12 protein-coding genes are annotated in these 14,970 nt (G+C 41.3%); 3 read left to right on the plus strand and 9 right to left on the minus strand.

The window, feature by feature from the left end:
- Window positions 1-3 precede the first annotated feature (3 nt).
- The 3 genes from frc (BEP19_RS12885) to frc (BEP19_RS12895) form a co-directional block, all read right to left on the minus strand.
- On the minus strand, window positions 4-1,296 hold the full coding sequence (gene frc / locus BEP19_RS12885) for a formyl-CoA transferase (protein WP_120190326.1): 1,293 nt from the start codon (window positions 1,294-1,296) through the stop codon (window positions 4-6).
- A gap of 638 nt (window positions 1,297-1,934) precedes the next feature.
- Window positions 1,935-3,227, minus strand: a complete 1,293-nt coding sequence (gene frc, locus BEP19_RS12890) for a formyl-CoA transferase (RefSeq protein ID WP_120190327.1) — start codon at window positions 3,225-3,227, stop codon at window positions 1,935-1,937.
- Window positions 3,228-3,691: 464 nt separating this feature from the next.
- Window positions 3,692-4,984: a formyl-CoA transferase gene (frc, locus tag BEP19_RS12895; protein ID WP_120190328.1), complete on the minus strand. Its 1,293-nt coding sequence runs from the start codon at window positions 4,982-4,984 to the stop codon at window positions 3,692-3,694.
- A 432-nt stretch (window positions 4,985-5,416) separates the two neighbouring features.
- Between frc (BEP19_RS12895) and BEP19_RS12900 the strand changes: the two genes are divergently transcribed.
- The gene (locus tag BEP19_RS12900) at window positions 5,417-6,643 is read left to right on the plus strand and encodes an MFS transporter (protein ID WP_120190329.1); all 1,227 of its coding nucleotides are present in this window, start codon (window positions 5,417-5,419) and stop codon (window positions 6,641-6,643) included.
- Window positions 6,644-6,741: 98 nt separating this feature from the next.
- Here the strand turns inward: BEP19_RS12900 and BEP19_RS12905 are convergent, their stop codons facing one another.
- On the minus strand, window positions 6,742-7,623 hold the full coding sequence (locus BEP19_RS12905; RefSeq protein ID WP_120190330.1) for a LysR family transcriptional regulator: 882 nt from the start codon (window positions 7,621-7,623) through the stop codon (window positions 6,742-6,744).
- A 130-nt stretch (window positions 7,624-7,753) separates the two neighbouring features.
- Between BEP19_RS12905 and BEP19_RS12910 the strand changes: the two genes are divergently transcribed.
- Window positions 7,754-8,764, plus strand: coding sequence for a YeiH family protein (locus BEP19_RS12910; protein ID WP_245983545.1), 1,011 nt, complete (start codon window positions 7,754-7,756; stop codon window positions 8,762-8,764).
- A gap of 65 nt (window positions 8,765-8,829) precedes the next feature.
- Here the strand turns inward: BEP19_RS12910 and BEP19_RS12915 are convergent, their stop codons facing one another.
- A complete protein-coding gene (locus tag BEP19_RS12915) occupies window positions 8,830-9,285 on the minus strand; it encodes an Lrp/AsnC family transcriptional regulator (RefSeq protein WP_120190332.1) in 456 nt (151 codons plus the stop codon).
- Between the two features lie 134 nt (window positions 9,286-9,419).
- On the opposite strand from BEP19_RS12915, the gene BEP19_RS12920 reads away from it, so the two are divergent.
- The gene (locus BEP19_RS12920; RefSeq protein WP_120190333.1) at window positions 9,420-10,514 is read left to right on the plus strand and encodes a GerAB/ArcD/ProY family transporter; all 1,095 of its coding nucleotides are present in this window, start codon (window positions 9,420-9,422) and stop codon (window positions 10,512-10,514) included.
- Window positions 10,515-10,575: 61 nt separating this feature from the next.
- Here BEP19_RS12920 and BEP19_RS12925 read toward each other — a convergent pair whose 3' ends face one another.
- From BEP19_RS12925 to BEP19_RS12940, 4 genes are all read right to left on the minus strand, one after another.
- Window positions 10,576-10,800 carry a hypothetical protein gene (locus BEP19_RS12925; protein ID WP_120190334.1) on the minus strand — a complete coding sequence of 75 codons (225 nt, stop codon included), beginning with the start codon at window positions 10,798-10,800 and terminating at the stop codon, window positions 10,576-10,578.
- Window positions 10,801-10,822: 22 nt separating this feature from the next.
- Entirely contained in the window at window positions 10,823-11,965 is a 1,143-nt protein-coding gene (locus BEP19_RS12930; RefSeq protein ID WP_120190335.1) for a Ger(x)C family spore germination protein, read from the minus strand.
- The gene (locus BEP19_RS12935; protein WP_120190336.1) at window positions 11,962-13,524 is read right to left on the minus strand and encodes a spore germination protein; all 1,563 of its coding nucleotides are present in this window, start codon (window positions 13,522-13,524) and stop codon (window positions 11,962-11,964) included. The genes BEP19_RS12930 and BEP19_RS12935 overlap by 4 nt, the downstream gene beginning before the upstream one ends.
- 123 nt (window positions 13,525-13,647) lie before the next feature.
- On the minus strand, window positions 13,648-14,859 hold the full coding sequence (locus BEP19_RS12940; protein WP_120190337.1) for an MFS transporter: 1,212 nt from the start codon (window positions 14,857-14,859) through the stop codon (window positions 13,648-13,650).
- Window positions 14,860-14,970: the final 111 nt, after the last annotated feature.

A 14,970-nucleotide genomic window follows, 5' to 3' on the forward strand; every position in this document is an offset into this window, starting at 1 on the left:
ATCTTAGATAGTGCTTTCAAGTTTAAGATGAATGGTTTCGCCAACCACTTTTTCAGCAATCATTTCTTCGATTTCCTCTTCACTGTAACCTAGAAGGGCTAATGTTTCACGTGTGTGCTCACCCAATAAAGGGGATTCCTTAATTTCAGGTGTGAACGCAGTAAATTTGATTGGGCATCCAACTGTCAGATACTTGCCGCGAGCCTTATGGTCAACCTCAACGATGGTTCCGCTTTCGCGAAGGTCTTCGTCATAAGCGATTTCCTTCATGCTCTTAACTGGAGCGCAAGGGATATCAAACTTACGTAAGTAGTCAACCGCTTCGTCCTTCGTCTTATCGGCTAGGACATTATCTTCAATGTACTTGAAAATATCGAATACTTTCGGAAGACGAGCTTGCGCCGTAGCGTACTCAGGATCTTCCGCCCACTCAGGCTTACCAATCGCTTCTGCAGTGCGCTTCCAGTTTTGTCCTTGAATCGTAAAGTAAATGTAAGCGTTCGGATCTGTTTCCCAACCTTTACATTTCAAAATCCAACCCGGTTGTCCGCCACCGCCTGCGTTACCGCCACGAGGAACAGCGTCGTCAAATTCTAATCCTAGACTCTCTTGCGGATACTCCTCTAGTTTTCCTAACTTTTCAAGACGCAATTGGTCACGAAGCTTTACACGGTTCAGGTTAATGTTAGCAGCTTGCATCGAAACCGCTACTTTTTGACCTTTACCTGTTATATCACGTTGTCTTACAGCAGCGATCAATCCAATTGCTAAGTGCATCCCTGTATTGGAGTCACCTAAAGCGGCGCCTGCTACTGTTGGAGGTCCATCCCACCATCCCGTTACAGAAGCGGATCCACCCGCGCACTGAGCAACGTTTTCATATACTTTCAAATCGTTATAACGAGAATTTTCTTCAAATCCTTTAATTGAACCAAAGATTAATCTTGGATTTAACTCCTGTAAGCGCTCCCAAGTGAAGCCCATACGGTCAAGAGCTCCCGGGCCAAAGTTTTCAACTAACATATCATATTCTTGTACTAGTTTCTCCAAAACCTCTTTCCCTTTAGGCGTTCGAGGGTTTAGTTCTAATGATTTCTTATTACTGTTTAATTGCGTGAAATAAAGGGCGTCTACATCCTCAATATCACGTAATTGTCTACGTGTGATATCCCCTTCTCCAACACGCTCAATCTTAAGTACTTCCGCTCCCAGCCAAGCTAATAATTGAGTACAAGCAGGTCCTGCTTGAACCCCAGTCATGTCGATAATTTTGATCCCGTCTAAAGGCAACTTCATTGATTAATCACTCCTAGATTTAATTTAAATCGGTTTGAACTTTGTTCATTGATTTACCAAGGAAAGACAGTTTCGACAGCGTTCTCCATTTCCTTCTTAATAACTGACTGCCCAAAGTAAACGCTTCCTTTTTTGTAAGAAAGCGCTTTCTATTTTAACAGCTCAAAAGGATTATTTAAAAGGCGGTGTGGTTAGCTATTAATTTCATTTTAAGATCGGCTGTTATCATATGAAATTCATTCGCTTAATCCATTTTCACCATCCTTTACATGGAGATCATAACTTTAGCGCTTTTCAATGCCCAGCGCTAACGTTACTTAAAATATATAGGATAGATAAAAATAGATCAAATCCGTATTCTCTCTGTTTTTACCCTTTACTGTAACTTATCTCCATTTTTCTCCTATTATGATTAAAATGCTTCAGTTTTTGAAAAGATTAAATTTCTCTACCTTTTAAACTCTATTAAATTAGCTTATAACAGATTAATTTCAATAGTCAGACAGGGATATTTAAGAGAAAACAAAGCGAGCTGATTCTAATTAAGAATCAGCTCGCCTATATTCTAGGAGTATTTAATGTTCAGAAGTTTTAGTTTGCTTACCTTTTTGGTTTGCCTATTGTAAAAGGTTTGCTTATTAAATCGTTGTTTCTAATTTTAGATGGATGGTTTCGCCAACGACTTTCTTTTCAATAAATTCGTTAACTTGTTCTTCAGTGTAGCCAAGGGACTTCAAAGTTTCACGCGTGTGCTCACCTAGTAAAGGAGATTCTTTGATCTCAGGTGTGAACGCTGTAAATTTGATTGGGCATCCAACCGTTAGATATTTACCGCGAACTTTGTGGTCAACTTCAACGATGGTTCCGCTTTCGCGAAGGTCTTCGTCATAAGCGATTTCCTTCATGCTCTTAACTGGAGCAACTGGAATATCAAACTTACGTAGGTAGTCAACCGCTTCGTCTTTCGTCTTATCCGCTAATACGTTATCTTCAATGTACTTAAAGATATCGAATACTTTTGGTAGACGAGCTTGCGCTGTAGCGTACTCAGGATCTTCCGCCCACTCAGGCTTACCAATCGCTTCAGCTGTACGTTTCCAGTTTTGACCTTGGATTGTGAAGTAAATGTAAGCGTTCGGATCTTCTTCCCAACCTTTACATTTCAAAATCCAACCTGGTTGTCCGCCACCGCCTGCGTTACCGCCGCGAGGAACAGCTTCGTCGAAATCCATTCCTAGACTTTCTTGCGGATACTCTTCTAATCTACCAGCTGCTTCTAAACGCATTTGGTCACGAAGCTTAACACGGTTTAGGTTGATGTTAGCAGCTTGCATCGAAACTGCTACTTTTTGACCTTTACCTGTTAGGTCACGTTGTCTTACAGCAGCAAGGATACCGATCGCTAAGTGCATTCCTGTGTTAGAGTCACCTAGAGCAGCTCCAGATACTGTTGGAGGTCCATCCCACCATCCAGTTACAGAAGCGGATCCACCCGCGCACTGAGCAACGTTTTCATATACTTTCAGGTCATTATAACGGGAGTTTTCTTCAAATCCTTTGATCGAACCGAAGATCAATCTTGGATTTAACTCTTGTAATCGCTCCCAAGTGAAGCCCATGCGGTCTAGAGCTCCTGGACCGAAGTTTTCTACTAAGATATCATATTCTTTAACTAGTTTTTCAAGAATTTCCTTACCTTCTGGTGTTCTTGGGTTTAACTCAATAGACTTTTTGTTACTATTTAGTTGCGTGAAATAAAGAGCGTCAACACCCTCAATATCACGTAATTGTCTACGTGTGATATCCCCTTCTCCAACACGCTCGATCTTCAATACGTCAGCGCCAAACCAAGCCAACATTTGTGTACATGCTGGACCAGCTTGAACACCTGTCATATCAATAATCTTAATTCCTTCTAGAGGCAATGACATGCAAGAATCACTCCTAATTTGAATTTTGGTAAATCGCTTGAACTGTGTCCACTGCTTCACCAAGAGTCAAACTTCAATGACTGTATAATCAGTAAGTGCTTTCATATGAGAGCGAAGTCTTCTAAAAAACGAACACATAAGAAATTCACTTGCTGAAATCCAGTCACGGTCTTGATGGTAAAGTTAGCAATCGGAATTCCGAAGCGCTAACTTTAATTCAAATATACAGGACATCCACTTTTTGAGCAAACTTGTATTTTGGCGTTTTTTGTCCATATTTGCATTATTTTGCACTTTATCTCCTGTTAACTATCGAATCCTTCACTTACCAGATCAACTTCTTTTTAACTATGTTGTATATAAATAAAAGGAGCTGACTCTATATAGAATCAGCTCCCATCTTAAATTCTAGGAGTTTTTAGTTTTCTATTATGGTTTGTCTATATATCTATTTTATAAAATGGCTAAATCGTTGTCTCCAGCTGCAAATGGATCGTTTCGCCGACAATTTTCTTCTCGATTAATTCATCAATTTGCTTATCCGTATATCCTAGCTCCTTTAATTCCTCACGCGTATGCTCGCCTAGTAAAGGAGACTCTTTGACCTCAGGTGTAAACGCTGTAAACTTGATTGGGCATCCAACCGTTAAATATTTACCGCGAACTTTGTGGTCAACTTCAACGATGGTTCCGCTTTCACGCAGATCTGGATCTTCAGCAATTTCCTTCATGCTCTTAACTGGCGCGCATGGAATATCAAACTTGCGGAAATAATCAACCGCTTCGTCTTTCGTCATATCTTTTAAAACATTGTCTTCAATGTACTTAAAAATATCAAAGATTTTCGGTAGTCGAGCTTGCGCTGTAGCATACTCAGGATCTTCTATCCACTCAGGCTTACCAATCGCTTCAGCTGTACGCTTCCAGTTTTGTCCTTGAATCGTAAAGTAAATGTAAGCATTCGGATCTTTTTCCCAACCTTTACACTTCAAAATCCAACCTGGTTGGCCACCGCCGCCAGCATTACCACCGCGTGGAACTGCTTCGTCAAATCCAAGATTTAGGCTTTCTTGCGGGTACTCTTCCAATTTCCCCAATTTTTCCAGACGCATTTGGTCACGAAGCTTAACGCGGTTCAGGTTGATGTTAGCCGCTTGCATCGAAACAGCCACTTTTTGACCTTTCCCCGTCAAATCTCGTTGCCTAACTGCCGCAATCAAACCAATAACTAAGTGCATTCCCGTATTGGAATCACCTAATGCAGCTCCGGATACTGTTGGAGGTCCATCCCACCATCCCGTTACAGAAGCGGAACCACCCGCGCACTGGGCAACGTTCTCATATACTTTTAAGTCATTATAGCGAGAGTTTTCTTCAAAACCTTTGATTGAGCCAAAGATCAATCTTGGGTTTAGCTCCTGTAGACGTTCCCAAGAAAAGCCCATGCGGTCTAACGCTCCCGGACCGAAATTTTCAACTAATATATCAGATTTCTTAACTAGTTTCTCAAGTATTTCTTTACCCTCTGGCGTTCGTGGGTTTAATTCCATGGAACGCTTATTATGGTTTAATTGTGTAAAGTAAAGGGCATCTACACCATCAATATCACGTAATTGCCTACGCGTGATGTCCCCTTCTCCAACACGTTCGATTTTAAGCACGTCCGCCCCGAACCAGGCTAACATTTGTGTACAAGCTGGACCTGCTTGAACCCCTGTCATATCAAGAACCTTAAGACCTTCTAAAGGCAATGTCATTGATTAAATCACTCCTAATTTAAAATTTTGGTAAATCATTCACCAACTGGAGATAAAGAACATGCTGGTCTCTCTATCTCCCTGAATTAAATTAAGCAAACAACAACATTAAGTTATGGGGACGAACCTAGATGACGGTTTGTGTCACCTTCCTTTATCTTTTTTTGTTAGCACTCTATGTTGTCGAGCGCTAACTTTCAATTATTATGATAGGAAAATCAAAGAATAATATCAACTTTGATTTTTAATGATAATTAAGCAAATACTTGAAATATATAATAATATCAAATTATTTCTACGGTAAATTCAATATTTCAAAGTATCTTGATCTAAACAATTGAATTGAACCATAAATTCCCAAGTTTAACTTAATTGTAATTAGATCACAATATGAGCAGTTAGTCCCAATAGATGAAGAAAGGAATGAAGATAATGTCAAAAGGTAGATTAATTTTAATGGTTTGTTTGTTTACACTTGGTTGGACATTGATGTACGCTGACAGAAATATCCTGGGACCTGTTCTAGGTACTGTTGGAACAGAGTGGGGGTTGAATAAATCACAACTCGGACTTCTTTCCACCGTGTTCTTTGCAGGCTATGCCGCATTGCAAATTCCGAGTGGAATCATTGCCGATAAATTTGGAAGGGTTAAAGTCCTTGTGATCGGCATGCTGGTATTTGGTGTTGGAGTATTCTTCAGTGGGATAGTTGGTGGATTTACCGCCTTCTTAGTAGTTCGGTTAATTACAGGAATTGGAGAAGCAACTTATTACGGCACGCAGTATGCGATCTCATCGAGTGTCATTCCAACAAAGATCCGCGGTCTTTCCTCAGCAATCATTAATAGTGGTATGGCTCTTGGGGTAGCTTTAGGCTTAATGTCATCTAGTTATTTCACTTACACTGCAGGTAAACAGTGGCAATTCCCGTTTACTCTTTTAGCTATCCCTGCCATTGTACTTGCTATTGTCATTGGATTTGTTGTTAAAGATAAGTCTCCGGATACCGATTCGACAACAGTGGACCCAAACGCCCCAAAAGCATCCGTTAAGATGTTATTTAGTCGTAACCACATCCTAACGTATGTCGTTATCTTCTGTTCCTTGTATGGATTCTTTGGCATGTTAACTTGGCTCCCACTCTACCTACAACAGGTGAGAGGATTGGCAGCGTCACAAACAGGATTTATTGCATCCCTAGTACCTTTAGCATCGATACCGGGAGCCATTTTCTTTGGTTATATTTCAGATAAAATGAAAGATAAGAAGAAGTTGGTGATCAGTCTAGCTTTTGCAGCCGCGATCTGTCAAGTTATGATCCCATATGTCGGGAATTATAGTTTGATGATCGTGGGGCTTGTTTTATACGGACTGATTGGAAAGTTAGCGCTTGATCCCGTTTTAATCTCCTATGTTGGTTCCATTACACCTAAAGTTGTGTACGCTAAAGGATTTGCCTTCTTTAACTTTGCGGGTGTATTGTCCTCCGTCTTTGCGCCAACTGTCAATGGATGGTTGGCGGAGGTAACAGGAACTTTAACATCTGGATTTTATCTATCGGCAATACTGATAATATTGGGTGGAATTTCATTTTCGTTTACAACAAAAATTGATGATCCAAATGCAACACTTATAACTGGTGATACTAAAGTTGCCTAAACTGTTTATTATAGTTATATAGCTTAGCTTGATCGGCCACAGATATACGTTATGAAGTATCAAAGGATGGATGCCTTTTAACAAAGATTCCATCCTTTCTACACAATACTCGTTTGCGCAATCTTTTTAAAAACCTCCATTGCTTTAGTTTGAAATGTAGCAGAATGGGTGACAATGGAGAATTTACGCCTTATAGGCATACCCTGGATATTTACAATACTTAGGGTGCCCAACGAAAGTTCCTTTTGCGTTGCCCATTGAGAAAGCAATGTAATCCCTAGGCCCGCTTCAACCGATTCTTTAATCAGTTGGGCGCTTCCAAATTCCAACACTTTCACAGGTATAAATCCAAAAGACACAAACATCTTCTCCGCGGCTTCTCGCGTTCCTGAGCCCACTTCACGAACAATCCATGTTTCCTCTTTTAGTTCAGCTGCGGTGATCATCTCGAGTTGCGTAAAAGGATGCTCAGCAGAAGTAAATATATACATTAAATCTTCAGCAAAATTCTCAACCGATAGCTGCCTCTGATTAAAGTTCCCTTCCACAATACCAATGTCTAGTTGGTGATTTCGAACTAAATCAGATATTTCCTTCGTATTACCAATCGTTATCGTCGGTTTAATATGCGGATATTGTTTGCTTAGCTTGGCAATGATGTGCGGCAGTACGTGTTCGCCAAATGTATAGCTGGCTCCAATTGAAAGGGTCCCGCTGGCTGTATTCGATAAATCATCAACTAAACTTTGCATACGCGAGTAAAGCCCCAAAATTTCTACCGCATGATGATAGACAATTTCGCCCGCTTTATTTAGGCGAACCATTTTACTTGTACGATCCAACAACTTTACGCCCATCAATCTCTCAAGGGATTGTATATATTGGCTTACTGCGGGTTGCGTCATATGCAATTGTTCTGCCGCCTGCGAGAAACTTTTTAAGTCCACTACTTTCACAAACACGACGAGATGCTGATTCACGCCATCACATCCTTTCAAGGCTCCTATCTATAAGTGAATAATTATAGTTTATATAACAACAAATTATTTTACTTATTATTAAAACAAATTTATGCTATTCATTGTAAACGACATAGAAGAGGTGATGCGAATGAATGATTCTTTTAATAAAATCTTACTATGGATAGGCGGGGTTTTATTTACTTTTTTAATTGCCTTGATCGGCTATGGTTTGGCTTTTATTCCAGGGTTCAATCGTCTCGGACAAATGTCTTGCGCGATCATCCTCGCTATTGCTTATCGACAAATCTTTGGTTATCCGCGCCAAATTCAAGCGGGGATTCAATTTTCATCGAAAGTGTTATTGAGGTTGGCAATCGTGTTATACGGTTTAAAACTTAACATCGGATTGGTTTTGAGCCAAGGATTGGGACTCTTGCTTCAAGACGCCATCATTATCATGTCAGTCATTATAGTGATGATGCTACTTGCCAAGCGCTTAAAGGCGGAAACCTCCCTCTCTTTACTGCTGGCTATTGGAACTGGCGTATGCGGCGCCGCGGCAATCGCAGCGGCTTCACCTATCTTAAAGTCAAAAGATGAGGACACCGCGCTTGGTGTCGGTATAATCGCTTTAGTTGGAACGATCTTTGCAATTATCTATACAGTCGTTAGACCTTTTCTTCCGATTTCACCTTTGCATTACGGAATCTGGTCGGGGGTCAGCCTGCATGAACTAGCCCATGTTGTATTAGCTGCTGCGCCAGCGGGGCAGGATCCTTTAGCCATCGCCCTACTGGCTAAACTGGGGCGTGTTTTCTTGCTTATTCCCTTATGTTTCATTTTAATGTTTTGGATGAATAAAAATCAGATGAGCGTATCCGCCACATCGAAATCAAAGATTTCATTTCCATGGTTCCTAATCGGTTTCATCATCATGAGTATCATTGGCAGCTATATATTAGGCGTTTATATTCCTGTTTCGCCTACATTTAACGCTACAATGACTCAACTGACGACCTTCACCTTAACAATGGCGATGACTGGCTTAGGTCTCAATGTTAATTTACATGATGCTCTAACAAAGGCTTTCCGTCCATTGTTAGCAATGACCTTCACTTCCATCCTTTTATCCATTGCCACGTACTTTTTTAATTATTAAACCGAAGCTGCGGATCTAAAAAATCCCCTGGTACAATTCAATTTTGTAACAAGGGGTTTTTTAACTTATATAAGAATCGAATGTTGTTCCTTAAACCTACGCAGCAATAACTCGCTTGTAATATGAGTGATTCCCTCAATCTCCTGTAACTTATTAATAAATTCCCCAACATGATCGGGATCATCAAACATGCCATGCGAATGCAAATGCGGTTTACCGCTCATCTGATAAACATTCGTAATTTCCGCATATTCTGAAATTTCATTCGCCACAGATTCAAGCTTTAACCACTCAACTTCAATATTTAAATAGACCGATAAAAGAGTACCCGCTTTCCGTGGATCAACAATAATTGTAAATCTGTCAATTACACCTTTTTCCACAAGTGAATTAACCCGTTCACGCACCGCAGCTCTTGAAAGATTTAACATTCTACCCAGTTCCGCGTTACTCATTCGACCATTATCCGACAAGTATCTTAAAATCTCCATATCAGTCTCATCGATATCTCTCAGGTTCAAAGCGTTTCCCCCTCATTTTTCTTATCGAAAGTAATTAATCGTCTTACTATAGGAGGTGTAATTTGACGTATATAATTAAGCGATTTCGTTAATAAATATCAATTGTAATTAAAATCAAGATAGGGTCGATATACATGAAGCTAGACAATTCAAAAATATCCTCATTGCAAATGGCGATCCTGATCTTTCCGATGGTAATAGCAACGGGTGACCTTTTATTACCCGCTGTGATGAGCCATCATGCGGATCGAGACGCTTGGATCTCTGTCATTCTCTCGTCATTCATTGGATTTATAGTCGTTTACATCTGCTACCAATTGCACAAGGCATATCCAAAGCTAACCTATATCCAATACATGGAGAGTATCTTAGGTAAACCACTTGGAAAATGTGCCGGTTTGCTTACTTTAAGTTACTTCATAATTAACAACGCTACCGTTGTTAGACAATATGGCGAATTTATTGCAGGTAGTTTTCTGCCAAAGACGCCGATGTTCTTCATCTTAGGCAGCATGGTTCTCATTTGCGCCTGCGCCGTCAAAGCCGGCCTAGAAACGTTAGCAAGGCTGGCTGAGATGTTTGTGCCGATCATTATTATACTGTGGATCCTAATCATTCTCTTGCTGATACCGGATATGAACTTTAAAAACATCACTCCCCTAATGGCAAATGGGTTCCTCCCAGTAATAAAGGGAGCTATTCCACCAGCAGGCTGGTATACGCATGTGATGATTATCGCTTTTTTACTTCCATCTGTAACCGATCAAGAAAAAGGGCTAAAGTGGGGAATGATCTCCGTATTTGGTATCTTCCTAACACTCTTTTTCATTAATCTCGCTACCTTGTTTGTATTTGGACGCATTACGCCAAGTTTAATGTATCCCGTGATGAGCGCAGTTAGTTACATCAGTTTCGCAGAATTTCTAGAACATCTCGAGTCCGTTATCATGGCGATATGGGTAACGGGCGCCTTTCTAAAAATCTCACTTTACTTTTACATTGCTAATCTATGTTTTAAACAAGTGTTCAATCTTTCAAACGAGCGGTCCACTGTGTTCCCATTGGCTGGGCTGATCATTATTTTATCGTTTTGGGTAAGTCCCAACTTTCAAGAACTTGTTCAATTCTTAAGATCAGTCTCTCCTTTTGTCAACCTCACGTTCGAAATGATGATTCCTGCCATCCTCTTGTTTACGCTGATCATTCGCAGAACATTATTATCATCATAAAATCAGACTTCAATAAAAGCAAGGACCAATTCATTATGGTCCTTGCTAAGAACTCTTGCTACTATTTAAGCATCGCGCTAAAAGGTTTGTAAACTTTATCGACCCAAGTTAACGGACTTTTTAAATCAGGAAACAAAACGAGTAAAATACCGAGAAAACAACCTAGTCCGACTAAACAAGCATAGGCGATCAAATCCCTTACGCCATTACTGACTAGACTTGACCACTCTAACCACGTCAGGACTGCAAAATATAATACAATCCCGATAATAGCAAACCCTTTCATTCGTTACGCATCACCTTTCCACTTACATCCCTTGTGAGTTTGTCGACATGCCGGGCCGCTTCACTTTTCCTTTTAGATCATAGTGAACTTCGACCGTTGAGAAAATATCAACCCAATTACCTTCAACTTGGTTCCACTGCTGCGGATACTTCCGTTCGAAAGCGTCCGCAAAGCCAAGCGCATCTACCTTGTAATTTTTCTGTAAAAGCTTAAGGACCGCCTCCATTTGCTTTTCTGCCTCTTCTTCCATTCTTTGTTCAATCTTCCGAATATCTACTGGATTCATTACATCCCAACTTGATCGATTCATAATGATCTCATCCACCAGTCTTCCTTTTACAGTCATTTTCCACTTCTCTCCTTCTATTTCTGGAACCAATTCCATTTCCGCCCGCAAAATGTTTGTGGAAATAAACTCATTTTCAGCTACCTTGATTGTTACAGTGGCTCCGTCAATTTGATTCGTAAACCAGAGCAATCCTTTCGTCATTTGCTCATCTACCATTCCAATCATTTGATCTCCTCCAAGGATTGCGGTGTGACTAATGTAGGCGGCTGTCTGTAACGGATCTTGACCTTGTTCAACTGGGAGAATACTAACAGCTGGGATTACAGCGGCATGCGCTTCCGATTCCAACATTTCTAATAAGTCTTTTAAAGTAACATCCATTTGAAAAGGAGATCTCGACATTTCACGCATTACTTCTGAGGAGCTTCTTTCCAAAGCGGGATGAAGCATCAACACTTCTTTTGCGGTGGATGCTTTGCTGACGTACATATGGCTACGTAAACGGGCCTTTGGATGACGCGCAAAAAAATCGGCATATTCACTGATTCCCTCTCTAGCTAATTCCTCACCAAATACAATCACTTTCGTATGGCCCCAAAAAATTCTTCTAGAAAATTTCGTTTGCGCATCAGCCACAGCATCGGTAATCGTTGCTCCCCTTCCTGTTCGGACCATCGTTTCATCTCCCGCTCCGCCCCCTTCGGCGCTTAATACTTTAGGAACGATGATTTGCGCCGTAACTTCCACCTCATCTCCTTTTTTATCTACACCAGCTCCAACAACAATCGCCAAATCATTGATTTCGATTCGATCCCAACACCCTGCTACGAATGGCAACCAACTAAATAATAGGAGAATGCGATAAAGCTGTTTCATCTTTTCTCCTCCTTCGTATCCGATTTCCGTCTAGGGATCTGACGGAATTTATTGTAGGGGCCATCCGTAAGATCAGGTCGGGTATTTAGCATCCACCACGGAGCTCTTATTAGAACATCTTTCATTTCACGAAATCGCATGGGAGCCATTGGAGCCAAGTATGGAATACCAAAAGAACGCAGTGAGCATAAATGAATAATGATCATGATGATCCCCAGCATAATTCCAAGTAAACCCATCGTGCCCGCTAACAAAATCATCGGGAATCGAAGCAAGCGGAACGTAATTCCCACTGCGTAGCGAGGTATAGCAAAGGAGGCAATTCCCGTAATCGCTACAACCATCACCATCGGCGCCGAAACAATTCCCGCTTGAACCGCTGCCTGACCAATAACTAAGGCTCCGACAATCCCAACAGCTGGCCCTACTTGGCTCGGTAAACGAATCCCCGCTTCTCGCAACGCTTCGAACGTAATCTCCATAATTAACGCCTCTATAAGGGCAGGAAAAGGAACTTGTTCCCTAGACGAGGCGATACTGATTAATAAAGAAGTCGGCGTCATTTCTTGGTGAAAAGTGAGGACCGCAACATACAATGAGGGGAATAGAAGTGAAATGACCAAAAATAAATACCGTAACCAACGGACAGCCGTGTTTAACCAAAACCCTCCATAATAGTCCTCGCTCGATTGTAAAAACGAATACAGGCTCACTGGAGCGACAAGCGTAAAGGGAGTGCCATCGACTAAAATCACAAAGCGCCCCTCTAACAAGCTAGAGACGGCGACATCCGTTCGTTCAGTATTTAGAATTTGCGGAAAAGGAGAAACGGGGTGATCTTGAATTAACTCCTCAATGTAGCCACCCTCAAGAATGCCATCAATATCAATTCGCTCGAGACGAACGGTTGCTTCATCAATTAAAATCGGATCAGCAATTCCCTGGATGTAAGCTAAAACAACATCGGTTTGTGTCAAACGCCCCATTTTCATATTTCTCATTTTTAATTTTGGACTCTTAATTCTTCTACGCAACAAGGCGGTATTGACTCCAATCGATTCCGTAAAACCTTCTTTCGGTCCGCGCACGACCGCTTCTCCCGTCGGCTCATTGACTGAGCGTCTTTCCCATTTTGTCAGTCCTAACGAGAAGGTAACTTCTTCACCCGCGATCACTAACACGGGACTGCCTGCTGAAATATGTTCGATACACTCACTAATTGAACCAAGCTCAGTTACATTAGCCACGGCTAATTTTTGTTGTAGCCACAAACGGTTTGCTTCTGGATCGATCTGTTCATTCATCAACGGAGATAACACTCGAGCATCGATCTCTTCTGTATTTGCTAGCCCGTCAATGTAGATAATAGTCGCTTCTGTTTGATTCCCGACTAAAAATGACCGGAAAACGACGTCATCACAATCTTGGTAGACCCTTTTAAAATATTGAATGTTTTCACTAAAATGCGTAGATAAAGAAATAGGTTCAGCAGCAGACTGCTCGACTGGAACAGTCTCTTTAGTTTGATTCTGTTTAGACTTTTTTCGAAATAGACGCATTCACCCACCCTCTTAAATCGATGCTTGATTTTAACAATCAGCTTTTCCAATTTGGTCTTTTTTAGTCTACAAACAGTAAGTAAGCCCTACTTTACTTAAAGTAGGGCTTACGCTCTAAAAAATTTATACATTCATTCTATTTCTAACCAAGTACCAACCGTAAACCACCAGAAAACTGACTGTCATGATAGCTGAATAACGATACATCAACGCATAGGAAGAGGCATTTGCAATAGCTCCTAGACCCATCGCCCCGATCCCGATTCCTAAATCAAAGGCGGAAAAAAAGGTGCTGTTTGCCGCGCCGCGACGATGAGGAGCTGCTCGATCAATTGTCCAAGCTTGTAAGGAGGGTTGAACAGCTCCAAAACCAAACCCATAAAAGATAGCCGCAATCAATAAACTTGTGGTTGTATCCGCAAAAGAAAGAAGAAGCACACCGCTGGCTAAACATATAATCCCCGGCAACAACACCCATGCATGACCTTTCATATCAAACAATTTTCCGGCAAATGGGCGTGTTAGCATAATAACGACGGCATTACCTAAAAAGAACCACCCTACATTCCCAATGCCGACTTCTTTTCCAAACAGCGTTATAAAGCTAACTATCCCCCCATAAGTGACCGATATCATTAACATCAACAGAGAAGGAAACAAAGAACTTCTTTCCACAAGCCCCGCATAGAAATTACCTTTGCGTTCAGGTTCATCTGAAGATGATTGCGGGGCGCGCTGCGGTTCAGGATAGTGTATAAATTGGGAGAGAATAAGTCCAATGACTCCGAGGGTCACCGACACTGTGAATAAAGGGCCAAACCCCATATCATTCATAATCCAAATCCCTATCAACGGGGCAAACGCCATCGCAAAGTTGCTCGACAGCCCATAGTACCCCATGCCTTCCCCGCGACGTTGCTGTGGAATCAGATCAGAAACAATCGTTCCATATGCTGTCGTGGAGATTCCCCAACCGATCCCGTGAATAAAGCGAAGCGAGAGGACCAAAAAGATGGTGGACATCCAATAATAACCTGAAGAGCATAAAATAAACAAAATTAACCCGATCACTAACACTTTTCTTCGATCCATCGAATCTAGCGCTTTACCTGCGAATGGTCGAGCCAATAAGGCAGAAATTGTGAATACACTGATAACCATCCCTACCGCAAGTTCATCCCCACCCATATTAGCGACAAAAACAGGGAGAGTCGGAATCAACATCTGAAAACTTAGAAATAAAAATAGGTTTGAAATTGTTAATATAATAAACGCTCGGGTCCACAATCGAGGCGTTGCTTCAGTTTGTGGCGCCACTGGATCTACATGACCCATCCAACCACCCTTTCTTTATCGAATAAAAAAAAGAGTGAGCGCTATCCACACTCCCGCGCATGGTAGACTCACTCTTTTAGATGTTTAACAGCAGAACTGTCAAATCTTTTA

It is taken from the genome of Ammoniphilus oxalaticus (assembly GCF_003609605.1).
Taxonomy (GTDB): domain Bacteria; phylum Bacillota; class Bacilli; order Aneurinibacillales; family RAOX-1; genus Ammoniphilus; species Ammoniphilus oxalaticus.